This is a genomic window from Streptomyces sp. CB02058 (genome assembly GCF_001905505.1).
Lineage (GTDB): Bacteria > Actinomycetota > Actinomycetes > Streptomycetales > Streptomycetaceae > Streptomyces.
Genome location: NZ_LIPG01000002.1, coordinates 304,534 through 324,357 on the forward strand (window position 1 = coordinate 304,534; position 19,824 = coordinate 324,357).

Sequence of the window (19,824 nt, forward strand, 5' to 3'; positions counted from 1 at the left end):
ACCGCAGGCCGTACGGGGCCGGGGCCTTCGCACTTCCTGTCCTTGTCCCTCCACCCATGGGAGCGCTCCCGCATGACTGCCGTACGACCCGACACCACCCCGAAGCAGGCGCCCGAGGCACAGTTCCCCACGGGCTTCCTCTGGGGCGCGGCCACCGCCTCCTACCAGGTCGAGGGCGCCGCCGCCGAGGACGGCCGCACGCCGTCCATCTGGGACACCTTCAGCCGGACCCCCGGCAAGGTCCGCAACGGTGACACCGGCGACATCGCCGCCGACCACTACCACCGTTACCGCGACGACGTCGCGCTCATGAAGCAGCTCGGCCTCAAGGCCTACCGCTTCTCCGTCTCCTGGTCCCGGGTCCAGCCCACCGGCCGCGGCCCGGCCGTCGAGCGCGGCCTGGACTTCTACCGCAAGCTCGTCGACGAGCTGCTCGACGCCGGCATCATGCCCGTCGCCACCCTCTACCACTGGGACCTTCCCCAGGAGCTGGAGGACGCGGGCGGCTGGCCCGAGCGCGTGACCGCCGACCGTTTCGCCGACTACGCCGCCATCGTGTCCGGCGCACTCGGTGACCGCGTCGGCATGTGGACCACCCTCAACGAGCCGTGGTGCTCGGCCTATCTCGGTTACGGCTCGGGTGTGCACGCCCCCGGTCGTACCGAGCCCGCAGCGGCGCTGCAGGCGGCCCATCACCTCAACCTCGCCCATGGCCGGGCGATCGAGGTTCTGCGCGCCCAACTCCCCGCTGCTGCGCAGACCTCGGTCACCCTCAATCTCCACCAGGTCCGCCCGCTCACCGACAGCCCGGCCGACGTGGACGCCGCGCGGCGCATCGACGCCGTCGGCAACCGCGTCTTCACGGGGCCGATGCTGCGCGGGGAGTACCCCGCGGACCTGATCGCCGACACCTCGCACCTGGTGGACTGGTCGAAGCTGGTCAGGGACGGCGACCTCGCCACCATCTCCCGCCCCGTCGACGCGCTCGGCATCAACTACTACACGCCGACCCTGGTCTCCGACCCGGTGGAAGGCGCCGAGTACGCGCGGAGCGACGCGCACGGCAGCAGCGCCCACTCCCCGTGGCCCGGCTCCGAGCACGTCGCCTTCCACCTCGCCGAGGGGAAGGAGCGCACCGCGATGGACTGGTCGATCGACCCCAACGGGCTCCACAGCCTGCTCATGGACGTCAGCCGCGACCACCCCGGCCTGCCGCTGATGGTCACCGAGAACGGTGCCGCCTTCGACGACTACGTCTCGCCCGAGGGCAAGGTCGAGGACCCCGAGCGGATCGCGTATCTGCACGGCCACATCGACGCGGTGCGGCGGGCCATCGCCGACGGCGCGGACGTCCGCGGCTACTTCCTCTGGTCGCTGATGGACAACTTCGAGTGGGCGTACGGCTATTCGAAGCGGTTCGGCACGGTGTACGTCGACTACGCCTCCCAGCGCCGCATCCCCAAGGCGAGCGCGCACTGGTACTCCGACGTGATCCGCCGCCACGCGCTGCCCCCGGTCGGCACGGTCTGACCCCTACCAGCACGAACAGCGGGACCCGGCTCACCGCCGGGTCCCGCTTTTTTCATGCCCTCTCACTCAATCGTCATACTTGACCCGTAGGCTTGGGAGCGCTCCCAAGAGTTGTGGCGCTGCGGAGGGACCGCTCGGTCCGGACAAGTGTCAAGGGATCGGACAGCGGGACTTGGTTTGGTCAACCCGCTGTGAGAAATTGACCGCGAACGGGAGGCAGCCATGGCGGCAGCGCGAGTACGGAGTGGCGGGCGGCCCACGCTCGAAGAGGTAGCGGCCCGGGCCGGAGTGGGGCGGGGCACGGCTTCCCGCGTCATCAACGGCTCGCCCCGCGTGAGCGCACAGACGAGGGAGGCCGTCGAGGCGGCCGTCGCCGAGCTGGGATACGTGCCGAACCGCGCGGCACGTGCGCTCGCCGGTAACCGGACGGACGCCATCGCGCTCGTCGTGCCCGAGTCCGAGACCAGGTTCTTCGCCGAACCGTACTTCTCCGACATCGTCCGGGGCGTCGGGGCGGCTCTCGCCGACACCGAGATGCAGCTGCTGCTGACCCTCGCGGGCAACGACCGCGAGCGCCGTCGGCTCGCGCAGTATCTGACCGCGCACCGCGTCGACGGGGTGCTCCTGGTCTCCGTCCACGCGGACGACCCGCTGCCCGATCTCCTCGAACAGCTCGGCATGCCCTCGGTGATCAGCGGTCGCAGGCACGCGGCGGAGACCCTTCCCTCGGTCGACTCGGACAACTTCGAGGGCGCCCGCGCGGCCGTCGACCACTTCATATCGCGAGGCCGCCGCTCGATCGCCACGATCACCGGCCGCCTCGACGTCTACGGCGCGCAGCGCCGTCTCGACGGCTACCGCAAGGCCGTCGCCGCGGCCGGTCTCGACCCCGACGAGCGGCTGATCGCCCCCGCGGACTTCAGCGAGGAGGGCGGCGCCCGCGCGATGCGGGAGCTGCTGGAGCGCCGCCCCGACGTGGACGCGGTCTTCGCCGCGTCCGACGTGATGGCGGCGGGCGCCCGCCAGGTCCTGCGCGAGTCCGGCCGCCGCATCCCGGACGACGTGGCCCTGATCGGCTTCGACGACTCGGCCGTGGCCCGCCACATGGACCCGCCCCTGACGAGCGTGCGCCAGCCGATCGAGGAGATGGGCCGCACGATGACCCGCGTCCTCCTCCAGGAGATCGCGAACCGCTCCTCGGGCGACGGCACCCAGGAGCGCCCGAGGATCGTGCTGCCGACGGAACTGGTGGTGCGGGAGTCGTCCTGACGGGCGTGCGGGGAGTGGCCCCGGAAAGGCGTACGAAGGCTCCGGAGGGGCTCACGGGCAGGCCCTCCGGGGGTGCGCACGGAGAGGCCCCGAGGCCATACGCACAGTGAGCGAAGATTTCACATTTCCTCCATGACGCCCCTACCCGGCCGATACAGTTCGCGAGGTCCGGCGAATGTGTGACGCACCACACAACGTCACGCAATGATCTGCCGCGCGTGTGCGTTTTGGCCCGGCAGTGCATCTGGGGGGCCGCATGCAGAAGATGGTCAAGGGCGCGAACATCTCTCTCGCCTCGCTGAGCGACGACGTCGGGTCCGTGATGATCAGCCTGGGCTGGAGCAGCCCGACGGGCGAGGGCGACGCGGACGTCTCGGTGCTGCTGCTGGACGCCGACGGCAAGGTGCGCAGCGACGCCGACTTCTGCTTCTACAACAACCCCGTCGCGGGCAACGGCAGTGTCCAGCTGCTCGGTAAGACCCCCACGGCCGACGGCAACGAGGACCGCATCAGCTTCGATCTCGACGCCGTACCGCCGGAGGTCGAGCAGATCGTGGTGGCGGCGAGCCGTTACGGCGGCAGCCGCTTCGGAGACCTCAACGACCTCCATCTCAGACTCGCGGACAGCTCGGGCGACAGCCTGGTCCAGTTCTCGATCGAGGACGCGGGCGCCGTGAGCGCCTTCATCTTCGGGGAGCTCTACCGGCGCGGCGGCGAGTGGAAGTTCAGGGCCGTCGGCCAGGGCTACGCGTCCGGGCTGGCCGGCCTGGCGACGGACTTCGGCGTCGACATCGACGACGACGCCGAGGAGGAGGGCGCCGAGCCTGCCGCACGGACGGCCTCCGGTGCGGCCGACGGCCGGACGCCCGCCCGACAGGACGCGGCACGGGAGGCGACCATCCCCTCCCCGCGCACGCCCGTCTCCCAGCCGAAGACCCTCGCGCCGGCGACCCGGTCCGAGCCGAAGGCGAGCGCCCGGCCGCGTACCGCGAAGAAGAAGGTCACGCTCCCCAGGGCCGCGAAGAAGTCGCTGGCCGACAACGACACCTGGCGTACGGCCAGGCTCTTCCCCGTCTCCGCGCTCAGATACGACCGCGAGCGGGAGACGCGCGCCACCTCGGTCCTGCTGTCGGTGATGACCCAGGTCCCGGAGTTCGGCCGTCGGCTCACCGCCGGCTTCGGCGCGCCCGCGGGGCGGATGGAGACGTTCACCGAGGTCTCGCTGCCGCACGGCGACACCCCCCGGCGGCCGGACGGGGTCGTCCGGGTCGAGCGGGCGGGCAAGCTGTGGACCGCGCTCGTCGAGACGAAGACGAACGGCAACGCCCTCAAGCCGGACCAGGTGCAGGCGTACATGGACATCGCCGCCCGGCGCGGCTACGAGGCCGTGATCACCCTGTCCAACGACGTGGCGCTCGAAGGCAGCCCCCTGGTGGACGTCAGGATCGACGGCCGGCGCAAGCACAAGGTGGCCCTCTGGCACCTCTCCTGGGCCGAAGTGGCCCACCAGGCCCAGATGCTGATCCGCCACGAGGGAGTGGGCAACGCCGCGCACGCCTGGCTGCTCCAGGAGCTTCTGCACTACCTCCAGCACGAGCACTCGGGCTGTCACGGCTTCCAGAACATGGGCTCCGCCTGGGTGCCCGTCCGCAGGGGGATCGACGACGAGACCCTCTGCCAGGGTGACCCCCGGGCCACCGAGGTCATCGAGAGCTGGGAGAGGCTCGTCCGCCAGGTCTGCCTGCGGCTCGGCGGTGAGCTCGGACAGAAGGTGCTCCCCGTCCAGCGCACCAAGCGGGGCTCCGACCCCCGCGCCCGCCGGGCCGATCTCGCCGACCGGCTCTGCGCCCAGGGGCGGCTCGACGCCGAGCTCCGCATCGAGGGAACCCCCGGCGTCCTGGCGATCGCCGCCGATCTCCGGACGGGCAAGCTGCGTACGTCGATCGAGGTACCGGCGTCCGACCAGGGCTACCCGCTCAGCCGGGCCAAGCGGCTGATCCGCCAACTCGCCTCCGCACCGGCCGACTTGCACATCGAGACGCTCGTCGAGGCCGAGGGGGCGGGCCCCCGGGGAACACTGGAGCGGCTGCGCCCCGAACCCGCGGACCTCCTCCCGAAGGACGGAGCGGAGATCACCGGCTTCCGGCTCTCGCTGTTCAAGGGCATGGGCAACGGCCGGGGCAACGCCGAGACGGGCTTCATCCGCAGCGTCGACGAGGCGGTGGACCGCTTCCACAGCCAGGTGATCGCCCAGCTGGAGACCCGGGGAGCCCGCCGGGCCGCAGGAGGCGCGGAGGACGGCCGCTGACGGCGTACGGGACCCTCCCGGCCTCCGAGGAGGGCCCTCGCCGGCCTCGCCGGAGCCAGGGGGCCCTGCCGCGTCGGGGGATAGCGCGGCAGGGCCTGTACGGTCCCTTGCCCGGCGACCGCCGGTCCATGCGGCCCGGATCACTGTGACGGCCGACACGCTCGCGAGGCGGCCGTCACCGGGTGCACGAAGAAGGGCCGATCCGTTTTCACGGACCGGCCCTTGATCGTTCAGGGTGAGTAACGGGACTTGAACCCGCGACATCCTGGACCACAACCAGGTGCTCTGCCAGCTGAGCTATACCCACCATGTCGTCCGGTCGTTTCACTGACCGGCCGAGAAAAAGTGTACAGGGTCCGGGAGGGTGCTCGCGCCCCACTTCTCCCGGAGCCGTTCACGGGCCCCGGAGGGCCCGTGACCAGCGCGTCTTCCGACTACTGTCCGGCGGCCGGCGTGTGGCGCGCCGCGATCTCCTTGGCGCGGGCCGAGTCCGGGCCGGGCTGCGGCACGAAGACCGCGTCCCGGTAGTAGCGCAGCTCCGTGATGGAGTCACGGATGTCGGCCAGTGCCCGGTGGTTGCCGTTCTTGTCCGGACTGTTGAAGTACGCCCTCGGGTACCAGCGGCGGGCCAGCTCCTTGACCGAGGACACATCGACGATCCGGTAGTGGAGGTAGCCCTCCAGCGACGGCATGTCCCGCGCGAGGAAGCCCCGGTCGGTGCCGACCGAGTTCCCGCACAGCGGGGCCTTGCCCGGCTCCTTCACGTGCTCGCGGATGTAGTCCAGGACACGCTCCTCCGCCTCGGCCAGGGTCGTGCCCCCGGCCAGCTCGTCGAGGAGGCCCGAGGCGGTGTGCATCTGCCGCACCACCTCGGGCATGGTCTCCAGGGCCGCGTCCGGCGGGCGGATCACGATGTCCACCCCTTCACCGAGCACGTTCAGTTCCGAGTCGGTGACCAGCGCGGCCACCTCGATGAGTGCGTCGTCCGTCAGCGAGAGCCCGGTCATCTCGCAGTCGATCCACACCATGCGGTCGTTCATGCGCCCCACCCTACGGGGCGCTCCGCTGTCCCGGCAGGGCCGGGCGCCCCGGGACGTACGCCTCGGGACCCGGTCCGAGACGCTCCGCCGGGCCTCCGGGAGGCGCCGCCGCCGTGACCGGGGACGGGCCGGGGGAGGCCGCCGCGGCGGCCCGCCTGCTCGTCGCCGTGCCCTGGATCGGGACGGACGTCTCCAGCACCGCGCCGACGCTCTCCAGCGCCCCGCCCTGCGGACGGCGGGCCCGGTACGCGGCCCGGTACGCGGCGGGGGAGGACCCCAGCTGGCGGCGGAAGTGCCCGCGCAGCGCCACCGGCGAGCGGAAGCCGCAGCGGCCCGCGACCTCGTCCACCGAGTAGTCGGAGGTCTCCAGGAGCCGCTGCGCCTGGAGCACGCGCTGGGTGATGAGCCACTGGAGCGGTGCGCTGCCCGTGAGCGAGCGGAACCTGCGGTCGAAGGTCCGCCTGCTCATGTAGGCGCGCGCGGCCAGCGTCTCCACGTCGAACTGCTCGTGGAGATGCTCCAGCGCCCAGGCCACGACCTCGGCGAGCGGGTCGGAGCCGATCTCTTCGGGTAAAGACCTGTCGAGGTAGCGCTCCTGACCGCCACTGCGCCGCGGCGGTACGACGAGCCGGCGGGCCAGCGCCCCGGCCGCCTCGGTGCCGTGGTCGGTACGGACTATGTGGAGGCAGAGATCGATTCCTGCCGCCGTGCCGGCCGAGGTGAGCACGTCGCCGTCGTCGACGAAGAGCTCACGCGGATCGACGTGCACCGACGGATAGCGCTTGGCCAGCGTCGGTGCGTACATCCAGTGCGTGGTGGCCGGGCGGCCGTCCAGCAGCCCCGCGGCCGCGAGGACGAAGGCCCCCGTGCACAGTCCTACGATGCGGGCGCCCTCCTCGTGGGCCCGGCGCAGCGCGTCCAGGGCCTCGGCGGGCGGCGGGGAGGTGATGGACCGCCAGGCGGGCACCACGACGGTGCCGGCCCTGCTGATCGCCTCCAGGCCGTACGGCGCGCTGAGTTCGAGGCCGCCCGTGGTGCGCAGCGGTCCTTCCTCGCCTCCGCAGACCAGCAGGCGGTAGCGCGGAACTCCCGCGTCCTGCCGGTCGATTCCGAAAACTGAGAGCGGAATGGAGCTCTCGAAGATAGGGCCGCCACTGAACAGCAGTACGGCTACGACTTCCCGGCGTCGCCGCCCGGTCAGTTTCCGTGCGGCCTCCGTTGCGGTGGCGGAGTCCTGGCTCATGACGCTAAGCCCCCCTCGGTGTTCGCGTCTTCCTGGTCCCTACGGGCCTGTCGCTCCTGCACGTTTCCCCTTGGTCTCGCACACGTCCCCAGTCCTCGACTCAAGATCGAATCTACTGCGTTCCGTGGTGCCGCCGTGACACGTTCCCCCACCGGCGCTATGTCGACAAGGCAACGTGGCGCGAAGCGTTCGATCACGAAGCGTTCCACCCGCGGGGCCCGCAGGGAAGTGCGCCTCGTGATCATGGCCCGTCCCCATAGGGTCAAAGCGTACCGCGCGGTCTATTCCTGCCTGGTGGCACGTGGGTTGAGTGCCTGTTTGGCCAAGACAGGGGGGTGGGGCAGAAGTTGGCTCAAAACCGATGGTTGCGTGCGTGTAATCCGGTCATGCCACCGGCGCACGACCCCATTTCCCAGGAGCTTCCATGCGCCCCTCGGGTCTCGGGAGACGGCCCGGCCACCGGAGATGAACGAAGCGCGATCGTGCGATGGCGGGGTGTGACGCCCCCGGTTCCAGGATGCGGGGGAGGGGCGGGTGGCGCATTCAGCCGTCCCGGGCGCGCCGCCGTGAGGATCGGGCGGGGGTGTGACCGGTACCCGTCAGAGGGTCCACCAGCTGGATGTACGACGCAACCGGCATTGCCATATGGGGCGGTCTCCGGCATGCTCCCTCCATCGCCGCATGCGCTGTGCGAGGGCTGGGCAGTGGAGGAGTGGCGCCGTACCCTTGGGGGTAGGGGGTTGGGAAGATGTTTCCCGGACACAGCTCCACCGCTCGAAGGCACACCTCCAAATCGCTCCCTCCTCACGAGGACTCTCTTCGCCGAGACACCGATGGCCGGTCACGAAATCCCTGAACCCGCAGACCGCAAGCAGGTAGCCGACCCCGGGTCGGAACCGCAGGCGGTCGCAGAATCGCGCCCTTCCTGCGATCCGGCCTTCCGGCACGGAGTCGTGGTCGGCTTCGACGGCTCCATGTCCAGTGAACGGGCCCTCGCCTATGCCATCGGGATGGCGAGTCGGCACAGCTCCGGGCTGATCATCGTCCACGTGGCCAACCGGCTGCCGACCACGGTCTGGGCGGGCTGTGAGCCCCCCGTCTTCGTCGACGTCCCCGATCACCGCACCGAGGTCCTCGGCCTGGAGCTGGCGTGCGCGGACTATCTCGCCGAGGTCCCCTGGGTGCTGGTGGAGCGCGGCGGGGACATCTGCCACGAGCTGGAGGAGGTCGGCCGGGAGTATTCGGCCGACGCGATCGTCGTCGGCTCGACGCACGGCATCGTGGGCCGCATCTTCGGGTCCGTGGCCGGCCGTCTCGCGCGACGGGCGCAGCGTCCCGTCATCGTCATCCCCTGAGACCCCGAAAGGCCCCTGACGAGCCGTCAGGGGCCTTTGGTGCGCCCGCCCGGGGCCGGGCGGGGGTGCCGGCTACTCGACGGTGACCGACTTCGCGAGGTTCCGCGGCTTGTCGATGTCACGGCCCATGGCCAGCGCCGTGTGGTAGGCGAGGAGCTGGAGCGGGATGCCCATCAGGATCGGGTCCAGCTCGTTCTCGTTCTTCGGGACCACGATCGTGTGGTCGGCCTTCTCCTGCTCGCGGTGCGCGACGGCGAGGATGCGGCCGCTGCGCGCCTTGATCTCCTCCAGCGCCGCGCGGTTCTTCTCCAGCAGGTCGTCGTCGGGGACGATCGCGACCGTGGGGAGCGCCGGCTCGATGAGCGCGAGCGGACCGTGCTTGAGCTCGGAGGCGGGGTAGGCCTCGGCGTGGATGTAGGAGATCTCCTTGAGCTTCAGGGAGGCCTCCAGCGCGACGGGGTAGCCCCGCACACGGCCGATGAACATCATCGACTGCGCGCCCGCGTACTCCTCGGCCAGCTTCTTGATCTCGTCCTCGGACTCGAGGATCCGGCCGATCTGCTCGGGCAGCTTGCGCAGGCCCTCGATGATCCGCTTGCCGTCGGAGACCGAGAGGTCGCGGATGCGGCCCAGGTGCAGGGCGAGCAGCGCGAAGGCCACCACGGTGTTGGTGAAGCACTTGGTGGACACGACGCAGACCTCGGGGCCGGCGTGGACGTACATGCCGCCGTCCGCCTCGCGGGCGATCGCCGAGCCGACGACGTTGACGACGCCCAGGACGCGCGCGCCCTTGCGCTTGAGCTCCTGCACCGCGGCCAGCACGTCGTAGGTCTCGCCGGACTGCGACACGGCGACGTACAGGGTGTCGGGGTCCACGACCGGGTTGCGGTAGCGGAACTCGGACGCGGGTTCGGCGTCCGCGGGGATGCGGGCCAGCTCCTCGATGAGGCCGGCGCCGATCAGACCCGCGTGGTACGAGGTGCCGCAGCCCAGGATCTTGATCCGGCGGACCCCGCGGGCCTCGCGGGCGTCCAGGTTCAGGCCGCCCAGGTGCACGGTGGAGAAGCGGTCGTCGATGCGGCCGCGCAGCACGCGGTCCACGGCGTCGGCCTGCTCGGAGATCTCCTTGTGCATGTACGTGTCGTGGCCGCCCATGTCGTACGACTCGGCCTCCCACTCCACGGTGGTCGGCGTGGCCGTCGTGGTCGAGCCCTCCGTGGTGTACGTACGGAAGTCGTCGGCCTTCAGGGTGGCCATCTCGCCGTCGTCCAGCGTGACGATCTGGCGGGTGTGCGCGACCAGGGCGGCCACGTCGGAGGCGACGAACATCTCCTTCTCGCCGATGCCGAGCACGACGGGGGAGCCGTTGCGGGCGACGACGATGCGGTCGTTGAAGTCGGCGTGCAGGACGGCGATGCCGTACGTGCCCTCGACCAGCTTCAGCGCCTCGCGGACCTTCTCCTCCAGCGTGCCGGCCTGCGCACGGGCGATCAGGTGGACGAGCACCTCGGTGTCGGTCTCCGAGAGGAACTCGATGCCGTCGGCGACCAGCTTGGCGCGCAGCTCGGAGGCGTTGTCGATGATGCCGTTGTGGACGACGGCGACCTTGTTCTCCGCGTCCAGGTGCGGGTGGGCGTTCTCGTCGCTCGGGGCGCCGTGGGTGGCCCAGCGGGTGTGGGCGATCCCGGTGGTGCCGGCGAAGCGCTTGGGTACCCGGGCCTCCAGGTCGCGGACGCGGCCCTTGGCCTTGACCGTCTTCAGCACGCCCGGCCTGCCCGCGGCGGCCTTGCCCGTGATGACGATGCCCGCGGAGTCGTAGCCCCGGTACTCCAGCCGCTGCAGGCCCTCCAGCAGCAGCGGAGCGACGTCACGCCTGCCGATGTAACCGACGATCCCGCACATGGATTTTCTGCCCCTCCGTCGACGTACAAAAGTGTTCGGTGCCCTGCCCGTGGAGCTCAGCCGTAGACGATGCGGCGCAGCTGGCGGAGCGAGAGCTCCTGCGGCGCCACCGCGCGGTGCGGCAGCTCGGCCGCGATCCGCTCGAAGATCTCCGTGTTCACCAGGCCGCCCGACTGCAGTTCGCGGTGGCGGCGCCGGACGAAGTCCTCGGTCGTCTCGTCGAAGTACGCCAGCACGTCGAGGATCACCCTGGCGGCCTCGCCGCGCTGGAGCGCGGTGGAGCGAACGAGGTGGTCGATGAGGTCGTCATGCGTGGGGCGGTGTTCGAGCACTCGTCGATATTGCGTGGAGCGGGCCCGCTTCGCAAGAAATCTGCCCGAAATCGGGCAGAAATCTCATCCGGAGGGGGTCGTATGCCGGATTTACCCGTTAGATTCTCATCCGGACCCGGAATCCGGCCCTGTCCGGAGCCCGCCGGACGGGCTCCCGCGTCCGGCCCCGCCGGGAAGGGCGCGGGGCCGGACGGCCGGGCTCAGTGGTCCGCGATCGGGTTCCGCAGCGTGCCGGTCAGCTGGAGGGCGCCCGCGGGGTCCTCCAGGTCGACCATCTGCTGGTTGTTCCGCAGCTGGAGCCGGTTCAGGCAGGACAGCGCGAACTCCTCCGTGAACATGTCGTACTGCTCGAACTTGTCCGAGAGGTACGGCACGGAGTCCTGATAGCCCCTGACGCACTCGGCGACCGTCCGCCAGAAGACGTCCTCCTCCAGAACCCCTTCCGTGGCGAGATCCGCCCCCAGGAAGCGGAGGAAGCAGTCGAAGACGTCGGTGAGGACCGACAGCAGCTTCATGTCCTCGGGCACCTCGGCGCGGATCCGCTCGACCTGGGGCGGCAGCACCGCGTCCGGGTCCATGACCGCGATCTCCTCGGCGATGTCCTTGAAGACCGTGCGCCGCACGACCCCGTCCTCGATCACCAGGATCACGTTCTCGCCGTGCGGCATGAACACCAGGTCGTACGCGTAGAAGCTGTGCAGCACCGGCACGAGATAGGCGTCCAGATAGCGCCGTAGCCAGTCCGCCGGTTCCAGCCCCGACTCGGCGATCAGGGCGCCCGCCAGTGAGCGGCCCCCGTCGTCGGTGTGGAGCAGCGAGGCCATCGTGGCGAGCCGCTCGCCCTCGGCCAGGGAGGGGACCGGGCTCTCACGCCAGAGCGCGGCGAGCATCTTCAGATAGGGGGACCCCTTGGCCGTCGCCGCCTCGTAGGCCTGGTGGCGGTAGCCGATCGCCGCCCGCTCCCGGATGATCGAGAAACCGGCGGCGCGCAGCAGCTCGTCGCGCTCGATCAGACCGGCCAGCCAGTCGTTGATCGCGGGCGTGGCCTCCATGTACGCCGCCGAGAGCCCTCGCATGAAGCCCATGTTCAGCACGGACAGCGCCGTCTTGACGTAGTGCTTCTCCGGGTGGTCGGCGTTGAAGAACGTCCGGATCGACTGCTGGGCCAGATAGGCGTCCTCGCCCTCGCCCAGGCAGACCAGGTGCCGCTGCGCCAGCTCGCCGGCGAAGGTGACGGCGAGCTTGTTCCACCACTGCCAGGGATGGACCGGGATCAGCAGGTAGTCGTCGAGGTCCAGCCCGAGGTCACGCATCCGCCCGGCGAACACGGCGAGGGCCTGCTCGCCGAGCTCACCGGCGATCAGCGAGGGGTAGTCCAGTCCGGCGCCCGCCGTGAAGGTGGCGCGATCGCGCCGGGCGGCCAGCCAGACCAGCCTGATTCCGGCCGCCGCCTCGGGGGCGTAGGCGCGATACTCGTCGACCCCGAAGCCGAGCCGCCCGTTGTTGGCGACAAAGCAGGGGTGACCCTCGGTCATGCCCGTCTCGATGGCCTGGAAACCGGCCACGGCGAGTTCGGCGGCGGTGGTCGGTTCCTTGGTCCGCTTGTACGCGGTTCCGGCCAGGGTGGAGGAGATCTCCTCCAGATACACCGGAAGGATCTCCGCCGAGAGACCCAGGGTGGCCCGGAGCTCGATGAAGAACTCCAGGGCGTCCAGGGGCAGCTCCGAGCCGTGCCGGTGCCGGGTGATCGACGCGGCGCCGACCTGCCAGTGGTCCAGCGCGAAGCGGCGCGCGGCGAAGCGGTACTCGACCGCCCCGTCGTCGCCGCGCACGCGGTAGCGGCCCTCCTCCAGCGGCTCCGGCGTCAGCAGGCGCTCGTGGGAGAACTCCGCCAGCGCCTTGCGGATCAGCAGCCGGTTGGCGACGGCCCAGCGCTCCGGGGTGAGGTGGCCGACGCTGTCGGGTGCGGGGTGGGTGGTCATCGGCGGGCTCCAGTGGTCGCGGCCTCGAACTGCTCGCGGGTGCAGGTGCTGAGCAGGGCGTTCTTCTCCGGCTTGGCGATCTCGCGGATCGCCTCGAAGCCGACGGCCTTGTTCAGCGTCTGCACCGCGGTGTTGGTGACGTCGGGTTCGACGACGACTCTGCGCACCGAGGGATCGGCGAACAGCGTCTCCATCACGGCGGTGATCACCGCCAGGGTGAAGCCGTGCACCGGGGTCCGGGGCGGCGCGACCAGGAAGTGCATCCCGACGTCGCCGGGCTCCGCCTCGTACAGTCCCTTGAGCTCGACCTCGGTGGGGTCGTAGCGCTCCATCAGGAAGGCGGGCTCACCGTCGTGCAGCCCGATGAAGGCGTCGTGGTGCGGGTGGGCGGCTATCGCCCTGTACTCCCGCTCGACGTCCTCCGGCCGTGCGTCGCCCATCATCCAGAAGGCCGACCTGGGGTGGGTGACCCAGCGGTGCACCAGCTCGGTGTCGGACCTGCGGCCCGGTGTGCCGGGGGAGAGGTCCAGGGGGCGGACGGAGAACGTCCCGAGGGGGGTCGTGCCGGTCATACTGCGAACTCCTGGAAGGCGACGGACTTCTCGACCGGGTAGTACTCACGGCCGAGCAGTTCGCCGATGATGTAAGCGTTGCGGTAGGCACCCATGCCCAGGTCGGGCGAGGTGATCGAGTGGGTGTGCACCCCGGCGTTCTGGAGGAAGATCCCGCGGCCGGTGGTGTCGATGCTGTAGTTGCGGGCCACGTCGAAGCGGCCCCGGCCGTCGTACCGGATGCGGTCGGTGACCGGCTCCAGGAAGGCCGGAGCGGTGTAGCGGTAGCCGGTGGCCAGGATCAGGCCCTCGCTGTCGAGCTCGTAGTCCCGCTCCTGCTCCTCCTGGCGCAGGCCCAGCGTGTACGTCCCCGACGACTCCTCGTACCGCACGCTGCGCAGCGCCGAGTTGGTGAGCAGGCGGGTGGGCACGGGGCCCGGCAGGTTCTTCTGGTAGAGCAGGTCGAAGATGGCGTCGATCAGCTCGCCGTCGATGCCCTTGAACAGGCCCTTCTGGCCGGACTCCAGCCGGTAGCGGGTGTCCTCGGGCAGGGCGTGGAAGTAGTCCACGTACTCCGGCGAGGTCATCTCCAGCGTGAGCTTGGTGTACTCCAGCGGGAAGAAGCGGGGCGAGCGCGTCACCCAGTTCAGCCGGTAGCCGTGGACGTCGATCTCGGAGAGCAGGTCGTGGTAGATCTCCGCCGCGCTCTGTCCGCTGCCCACCAGGGTGATGGACTTCTTGGCCTGGAGCGCCGCCTTCTCCTGGAGATAGCGGGAGTTGTGCAGGTAGTCGCCGCCCAGGCCCTCGCAGGCCTCCGGGATGTACGGCGGGGTGCCGGTGCCCAGGACGAGATGGCGGGCGCGGAAGGTGCCGTCGGCGGTGTGCGCCGTGTACAGGCCGTCGCCCTCGTCGTAGGTAACCGACTGTACGGTTTGGTTGAAACGGATACTGGTTAGTCCGGCCGCCGCCCACCGGCAGTAGTCGTTGTACTCGGTCCGCAGCGGATAGAAGTTCTCCCGGATGTAGAACGAGTAGAGCCTGCCCCGCTCCTTCAGGTAGTTGAGGAAGGAGTACGGCGAGGTCGGGTCGGCCATCGTCACCAGGTCCGACATGAACGGCGTCTGGAGATGGGCCCCTTCGAGGAACATCCCCGAGTGCCACTCGAAGTCCGGCTTGGACTCCAGGAACACCCCGTTCAGCTCCTCGACGGGCTCGGTCAGGCAGGCGAGTCCGAGGTTGAACGGACCGAGCCCGATCCCGATGAAGTCGTACGGGGCGGTGGGGGGCTCAGGAAGCGCGTTCAAGGGACTCTCCCAGGTACTGCTCGGCGTGGCCGGCGATCAGATCGAGGACGGCGGCGATGTCGGCCGCGGTCGTCTCGGGGTTGAGCAGGGTGAACTTCAGGTACTGGCGGCTGCCGACCTCGGTGCCCGCGACCACGGCCTCGCCCGAGGCGAAGAGGGCCTTGCGGGCGTGGAGGTTGGCGCGGTCGATGTCCTCGGGCGAGGTCACGTGCGCCGGGACGTAGCGGAACACCAGGGTGGAGAGCCGGGGCTCCACGACGACGTCGTAGCGTGGGTCGGCGGCCAGCAGCCGCCACCCCTCGGCGGCCAGTTCGCAGACCTCGTCGAAGAGCTCGCCGACGCCGTCCGCGCCCATGACGCGCAGCGTCATCCACAGCTTGAGCGCGTCGAACCTCCGCGTGGTCTGGAGGGACTTGTCCACCTGGTTGGGGATGCGCTCCCGGACCGTCCGCCGCGGATTGAGGTACTCCGCGTGGTACGTCGCATGGCGCAGGGTGGCTCGGTCGCGGACCAGTACGGCGGACGAACTCACGGGCTGGAAGAAGGACTTGTGGTAGTCCACGGTGACCGAGTCGGCGCGCTCGATGCCGTCGAGCAGGGACCGGCGGGTGGGGGAGGCGAGCAGTCCGCAGCCGTAGGCGGCGTCGACGTGCATCCAGGCCGCGTACTGCTCGCAGAGCGCGGCGATCCCGGGCAGCGGGTCGATGGAGCCGAAGTCGGTGGTGCCCGCGGTGGCGACGACCGCCATCGGCACGGAGCCCTCGGCGACGCAGCGTTCCAGGGCGGCGGCCAGCGCGACGGTCTGCATGCGCTTCTCGCGGTCGACGGGGACCGCGACGACGGCATCGGCGCCGAGGCCGAGGAGTTTCGCCGACTTCTGGACGCTGAAGTGGCTGCACTCCGAGGCGAAGACACGCAGCCGGGAGAAGTCCTCGGGGCGGACCTTGGCCTCCTCCCGGGCGAGCAGGAGGGCCTGGAGGTTGGACTGCGTACCGCCGCTGGTGAAGACACCGTCCGCCGCGGGTCCCAGTCCGATGCGGCCGGCCGTCCAGTCGATCAGTCTGCGCTCGATGAGCGTGCCGCCCGCGCTCTGGTCCCAGGTGTCCAGGGAGGAGTTGACGGCCGAGAGCACGGCCTCGCCCACCACCGCGGGGATGACCACGGGGCAGTTGAGGTGGGCGAGATAGCGGGGGTGGTGGAAGTAGACGGCGTCGCGGAGGTAGACCTCCGAGAGTTCGTCCAGGGCGGCGGCCGTGTCGCCGAGCGGCCGGTCCAGGTCGACGGCGTCGACGACGGGCGCGAGCCGGTCGACGCCGACGCCGCTGAACGGCTGCTCGACGGAGGCGAGTGTGGCTGCGACCCGCGCGACTCCCTCGGTGACGGAGCGACGGTAGTCCTCCGCCGTCAGGTGGTTGAGCAGGTGGGAACGCATGGTGGGGGGCCTCCCGGGTGAGGGACGTCGGTCGCGGCCCTCCGGGCGGAAAAATGGGGGGACGAGGGGCCGCGATCATTAGGTTAGGTAAGCCTAACCTGACTAAATCGGCGCCCCTCGCCCCCCGGAGGGTCCGTCACAGGAACCTCACAAGACCCGCAGGTGCGTCACTCGGACGCCCGCGACGCCTCCTCCCGCAGCTGCTCCTCGCTCATCCCGCGCCGCCAGTAGCCGATGAAGGTGACCCGCCGGCGGTCGAACTTCCGCTCCTGGACGACATGCCGGCGCAGCGCCCGTACCTGGGAGGACTCGCCGGCGATCCAGACGTACGGGGTGCCGTCGGGCAGTTCGGCGGCGCGCACGGCTTCCACGGCCGAGGGGGCACCCTCCTCGCGCACCAGCCAGGTGACGCGGGCGTCGGCGCCGGTGCGGAGGTCCTGGCGGTCCCCGGTGTGCGGGACCTCCAGGAAGACCCTGGCCCGTGTCCCGGCGGGGAGCCACTCCAGCGCGGCCGACGCGGCGGGCAGGGCCGTCTCGTCGGCCCAGATCAGCACCCAGTCGGTGTCCCGCGGCGGGCGGAACCGTACGGACGCGTTGTCCTCGACGGCCGGGCCCAGGGCCTTGAGTAGTTGTCCGGGGGCGGCGTCCGCCGCCCAGCGGCACGCGGGTCCGCCGTCGCCGTGCAGGGCGAAGTCGATGTCGATCTCGGTGGTGCCGTCGTCGGCACGGCGCTGGGAGCGCACCGTGTAGGCCCGCATGACGGCCCGTACGTCCTCGGGCGTGGCCCGCCAGGCGTCGAACCAGTTGCCGTCCTCGTCCACGGGGACGAAGGGCTCCCGCTCGCCCGGCTGCGGCAGGAACAGCGAGAGGCTCTGGTCCCGGCCGCCCGCGGCGAAGCCGTCCAGTCCGGGCCCTGTGAAGGTGACCCGCTGCATGGAGGGGCTCAGCCGGCGGACCCGCAGGACCGTCAGGCCGAAGAACCGGAAGGGGGCGACGGCGGGTGCGGCGGCGGTGGTCATGCGGGGCTCCTCCCAGGAACCGGAACGGTCCGGCCGGGAGTCGCTCCCCAACCGGAACGGCCCGGCCGGGAGTCGCTCCCGGCCGGGCCCGAGGTCAGCCGACCTTCTTGGCGTTCTCTATCGCCTCGGCGAGGGCGTCGAGGATCGGCGCGCACTTGTCGTAGGAGTAGATCGGCTCCGTCGTGCGCGGGATGACCTGGCCGGCCTTGACGGCGGGCAGCTGGGCCCAGGTGGGCTTGGAGGTCAGGGCGTCCGGCTGGAGGGCCGAGGAGCGGTTGTCCATCATGATGATGTCGGCGTCGTGCTTGCCGACGTTCTCCCAGCTCAGCTCCTCGAAGAAGGCGCCTTCCTTGATCTTCGGCTCCACGAACTGCACGCCGAGCTCCTGGAAGTACAGGGTGTCGGCCGACATCTTCGCGAGCGAGACGTAGAACAGGTCCTGGCTGGCCGAGCCGATCAGGACCTTGATGTTCGGCTGGGACTTCGCGGCGGCGCGCAGCCGGGCGGCGGCCTTCTCGAAGGCGGCCTTGGCGTCGGTGACCTTCTTGGCCTTCACGTCGGCGCCGAGGGAGGCCGCGAGGTCCTCGTGGCGCTGGATCGCCTTGGGGACGGTGGTCTGCGCGGCCCACAGGGCGACGCTCGGGGCCAGCTTCAGGATCTTGTCCTTGGACTGGTCCGGCACGTACCAGAGGGCGTCCTTCTCCCACATGGCGGTGACGAGGAGCTCCGGCGCGAGGCCGGTGTACTTCTCGACGTTGAACTCGCCCCAGACGTTGCCGAGCACCTCGACCTTGTCGATGTCCAGGTCGCCGGCCTGCACGTCGGCCTTGCCGTCCGCGGTCTTCGTCGGGCCGAAGACGCCCTTGACCTCGACGCCGTAGTCGTGGAGCGCGGCGGCGACACCGACGAACGCCACGATGTTCTTCGGGACGGAGTCGGCCTTCGCCGTCTGGCCGCGGTCGTCCTTGAACGACCAGGGGCCGGTTTTCTCCGCACCCGTACCCGAGTCGGAGTTCTTCTCGTCGCTGTCACCGCAGGCTGCGAGGACGGCACCGAGACCGACGGCGCCACCGGCGGCCAGCAGGCCGCGGCGGGAGAGTGGGCTGGTCCGGAGGTTGGACATCAGTGGATCTGCTTTCGTACGCGCCGCAGGGCGCCCGTCGGTGGTTTCAAGGAAGGCTAGCCTAACCTCACACATGGCTACCGGAGAGGGCAAGGGAAGCGACCGTTCCGTTATCCGCGTACGGAAGAGGCCTCCCCCCCGCTCGCTCGGGGAGGGAGGCCCTCGGGTGGGCGCTCAGCCGGCGTGGGGCTGAAGGCGCGTCATGTCGATGTCCGGACACACCTTCGATAGCCGCCGCCATCGATCGGTCGCCCCGTCCGTCAGGCGTCCATGCCCAGCTCCCGGGCGATCAGCATCCGCTGGACCTCGCTCGTGCCCTCGCCGATCTCCAGGATCTTGGAGTCGCGCCACATCCTGGCCACCGGGTACTCGTTCATGAAGCCGTAGCCGCCGTGGATCTGCGTCGCCTCACGGGCGTTGTCCACCGCCACCGTCGAGGAGTACAGCTTCGCGATCGCCGCCTCCTTCTTGAAGGGCTCGCCCGCCACCAGCCGCGACGCCGCGTCACGCCAGCCGATGCGGGCCATGTGCGCCCGCATCTCCATGTCCGCGATCTTGAACTGGATGGCCTGGTTGGCGCCGATCGGCTTCCCGAAGGCGTGCCGCTCCTTCGCGTACTTCAGGGACTCGTCCACGCAGCCCTGCGCCAGGCCCGTCGAGAGCGCCGAGATGGCGATCCGGCCCTCGTCCAGGATGCGCAGGAACTGCGCGTAGCCCCGGCCCTCCTCGCCCAGCAGGTTCGCCGCCGGGACACGGACGTCGGAGAAGGACAGCTCCCGGGTGTCCGAGGCGTTCCAGCCGACCTTGGAGTACGGGGCGGCCACCGTGAAGCCCGGGGTGCCGGACGGGACGATGATCGCGGAGATGCGCGGGGCGCCGTTCTCCTTGCGGCCGGTCACCGCCGTCACCGTCACCAGCTCCGTGATGTCCGTACCGGAGTTGGTGATGAAGCACTTGGAGCCGTTGATCACCCACTCGTCCGTCGCCTCGTCCAGCACGGCCGTCGTGCGGGTGCCGCCCGCGTCCGAGCCGCCGTCCGGCTCCGTCAGCCCGAACGCGCCGAGCGCCTCGCCCGAGCAGAGCCTCGGCAGCCACCGCTGCTTCTGCTCCTCGGTGCCGAAGCGGTGGACCGGCATGGCGCCGAGCGAGACACCGGCCTCCAGGGTGATCGCCACCGAGGAGTCGACCCGGGCCAGCTCCTCCAGGGCGATCCCGAGGGCGAGGTAGTCGCCGCCCATGCCGCCGTACTCCTCGGGGAAGGGCAGGCCGAACAGGCCCATGCGGCCCATCTCCCGCACGATCTCGTACGGGAACTCGTGCCGCTCGTAGAAGTCGCCGATCTTCGGGGCGATCACATCGTGAGCGAACTCCTCGACGGTACGGCGCAGTTCCTCGTGCTCGGCGGTCAGCCGGTGATCAAGGGACATGGGTGCT

General features: G+C 70.4%; 15 protein-coding genes and 1 tRNA gene. 4 read left to right on the forward strand and 12 right to left on the reverse strand.

What is annotated here, in order from left to right; all coding sequences use genetic code 11:
• The first annotated feature begins 72 nt into the window (after positions 1 to 72).
• The 3 genes from AMK10_RS08650 (at position 73) to AMK10_RS08660 (ending at position 5,107) form a co-directional block, all read left to right on the forward strand.
• Complete coding sequence (locus tag AMK10_RS08650) at positions 73 to 1,530, forward strand: GH1 family beta-glucosidase (protein ID WP_073746635.1); 1,458 nt, start codon at positions 73 to 75, stop codon at positions 1,528 to 1,530.
• 222 nt (positions 1,531 to 1,752) lie between these two features.
• Positions 1,753 to 2,799: a LacI family DNA-binding transcriptional regulator gene (locus AMK10_RS08655; RefSeq protein WP_073746637.1), complete on the forward strand. Its 1,047-nt coding sequence runs from the start codon at positions 1,753 to 1,755 to the stop codon at positions 2,797 to 2,799.
• A gap of 256 nt (positions 2,800 to 3,055) precedes the next feature.
• Complete coding sequence (locus AMK10_RS08660; protein ID WP_073747999.1) at positions 3,056 to 5,107, forward strand: TerD family protein; 2,052 nt, start codon at positions 3,056 to 3,058, stop codon at positions 5,105 to 5,107.
• Between the two features lie 234 nt (positions 5,108 to 5,341).
• Here the strand turns inward: AMK10_RS08660 and AMK10_RS08665 are convergent.
• From AMK10_RS08665 to AMK10_RS08675, 3 genes are all read right to left on the reverse strand, one after another.
• Positions 5,342 to 5,414, reverse strand: a tRNA-His gene (locus tag AMK10_RS08665).
• Positions 5,415 to 5,541: 127 nt separating this feature from the next.
• Entirely contained in the window at positions 5,542 to 6,147 is a 606-nt protein-coding gene (gene orn / locus AMK10_RS08670; RefSeq protein ID WP_073748000.1) for an oligoribonuclease, read from the reverse strand.
• Between the two features lie 10 nt (positions 6,148 to 6,157).
• Positions 6,158 to 7,390 (reverse strand): helix-turn-helix domain-containing protein, encoded by a 1,233-nt coding sequence (locus tag AMK10_RS08675; RefSeq protein ID WP_073746639.1) that lies wholly within the window; start codon positions 7,388 to 7,390, stop codon positions 6,158 to 6,160.
• Between the two features lie 833 nt (positions 7,391 to 8,223).
• Between AMK10_RS08675 and AMK10_RS08680 the strand changes: the two genes are divergently transcribed.
• Positions 8,224 to 8,745, forward strand: a complete 522-nt coding sequence (locus tag AMK10_RS08680; RefSeq protein ID WP_073746641.1) for a universal stress protein — start codon at positions 8,224 to 8,226, stop codon at positions 8,743 to 8,745.
• A 72-nt stretch (positions 8,746 to 8,817) separates the two neighbouring features.
• Here AMK10_RS08680 and glmS read toward each other — a convergent pair whose 3' ends face one another.
• From glmS to AMK10_RS08725, 9 genes are all read right to left on the reverse strand, one after another.
• Positions 8,818 to 10,647, reverse strand: a complete 1,830-nt coding sequence (gene glmS, locus AMK10_RS08685) for a glutamine--fructose-6-phosphate transaminase (isomerizing) (protein ID WP_073746643.1) — start codon at positions 10,645 to 10,647, stop codon at positions 8,818 to 8,820.
• 56 nt (positions 10,648 to 10,703) lie between these two features.
• On the reverse strand, positions 10,704 to 10,979 hold the full coding sequence (locus AMK10_RS08690) for a hypothetical protein (protein ID WP_073746645.1): 276 nt from the start codon (positions 10,977 to 10,979) through the stop codon (positions 10,704 to 10,706).
• 200 nt (positions 10,980 to 11,179) lie between these two features.
• Positions 11,180 to 12,961, reverse strand: coding sequence for an IucA/IucC family protein (locus tag AMK10_RS08695; RefSeq protein WP_073746647.1), 1,782 nt, complete (start codon positions 12,959 to 12,961; stop codon positions 11,180 to 11,182).
• Entirely contained in the window at positions 12,958 to 13,533 is a 576-nt protein-coding gene (locus AMK10_RS08700) for a GNAT family N-acetyltransferase (RefSeq protein ID WP_073746649.1), read from the reverse strand. Before AMK10_RS08700 ends, AMK10_RS08695 begins: the two co-directional genes overlap by 4 nt.
• On the reverse strand, positions 13,530 to 14,816 hold the full coding sequence (locus tag AMK10_RS08705; RefSeq protein ID WP_073746651.1) for a lysine N(6)-hydroxylase/L-ornithine N(5)-oxygenase family protein: 1,287 nt from the start codon (positions 14,814 to 14,816) through the stop codon (positions 13,530 to 13,532). The genes AMK10_RS08700 and AMK10_RS08705 overlap by 4 nt, the downstream gene beginning before the upstream one ends.
• Complete coding sequence (locus AMK10_RS08710) at positions 14,800 to 16,248, reverse strand: pyridoxal phosphate-dependent decarboxylase family protein (RefSeq protein WP_073746653.1); 1,449 nt, start codon at positions 16,246 to 16,248, stop codon at positions 14,800 to 14,802. The genes AMK10_RS08705 and AMK10_RS08710 overlap by 17 nt, the downstream gene beginning before the upstream one ends.
• Positions 16,249 to 16,415: 167 nt before the next feature.
• Entirely contained in the window at positions 16,416 to 17,267 is an 852-nt protein-coding gene (locus AMK10_RS08715) for a siderophore-interacting protein (RefSeq protein ID WP_073746655.1), read from the reverse strand.
• Between the two features lie 94 nt (positions 17,268 to 17,361).
• The gene (locus AMK10_RS08720) at positions 17,362 to 18,390 is read right to left on the reverse strand and encodes an ABC transporter substrate-binding protein (RefSeq protein ID WP_073746657.1); all 1,029 of its coding nucleotides are present in this window, start codon (positions 18,388 to 18,390) and stop codon (positions 17,362 to 17,364) included.
• Positions 18,391 to 18,650: 260 nt separating this feature from the next.
• The gene (locus tag AMK10_RS08725) at positions 18,651 to 19,817 is read right to left on the reverse strand and encodes an acyl-CoA dehydrogenase family protein (protein WP_073746659.1); all 1,167 of its coding nucleotides are present in this window, start codon (positions 19,815 to 19,817) and stop codon (positions 18,651 to 18,653) included.
• Positions 19,818 to 19,824: the final 7 nt, after the last annotated feature.

Coding starts and splice junctions, on each gene's coding strand:
- AMK10_RS08650 (WP_073746635.1), top strand. CDS start 73: ATGACTGCCGTACGACCCGACACCACCCCGAAGCAGGCGCCCGAGGCA.
- AMK10_RS08655 (WP_073746637.1), top strand. CDS start 1,753: ATGGCGGCAGCGCGAGTACGGAGTGGCGGGCGGCCCACGCTCGAAGAG.
- AMK10_RS08660 (WP_073747999.1), top strand. CDS start 3,056: ATGCAGAAGATGGTCAAGGGCGCGAACATCTCTCTCGCCTCGCTGAGC.
- orn (WP_073748000.1), bottom strand. CDS start 6,147: ATGAACGACCGCATGGTGTGGATCGACTGCGAGATGACCGGGCTCTCG.
- AMK10_RS08675 (WP_073746639.1), bottom strand. CDS start 7,390: ATGAGCCAGGACTCCGCCACCGCAACGGAGGCCGCACGGAAACTGACC.
- AMK10_RS08680 (WP_073746641.1), top strand. CDS start 8,224: ATGGCCGGTCACGAAATCCCTGAACCCGCAGACCGCAAGCAGGTAGCC.
- glmS (WP_073746643.1), bottom strand. CDS start 10,647: ATGTGCGGGATCGTCGGTTACATCGGCAGGCGTGACGTCGCTCCGCTG.
- AMK10_RS08695 (WP_073746647.1), bottom strand. CDS start 12,961: ATGACCACCCACCCCGCACCCGACAGCGTCGGCCACCTCACCCCGGAG.
- AMK10_RS08700 (WP_073746649.1), bottom strand. CDS start 13,533: ATGACCGGCACGACCCCCCTCGGGACGTTCTCCGTCCGCCCCCTGGAC.
- AMK10_RS08710 (WP_073746653.1), bottom strand. CDS start 16,248: ATGCGTTCCCACCTGCTCAACCACCTGACGGCGGAGGACTACCGTCGC.
- AMK10_RS08715 (WP_073746655.1), bottom strand. CDS start 17,267: ATGACCACCGCCGCCGCACCCGCCGTCGCCCCCTTCCGGTTCTTCGGC.
- AMK10_RS08720 (WP_073746657.1), bottom strand. CDS start 18,390: ATGTCCAACCTCCGGACCAGCCCACTCTCCCGCCGCGGCCTGCTGGCC.
- AMK10_RS08725 (WP_073746659.1), bottom strand. CDS start 19,817: ATGTCCCTTGATCACCGGCTGACCGCCGAGCACGAGGAACTGCGCCGT.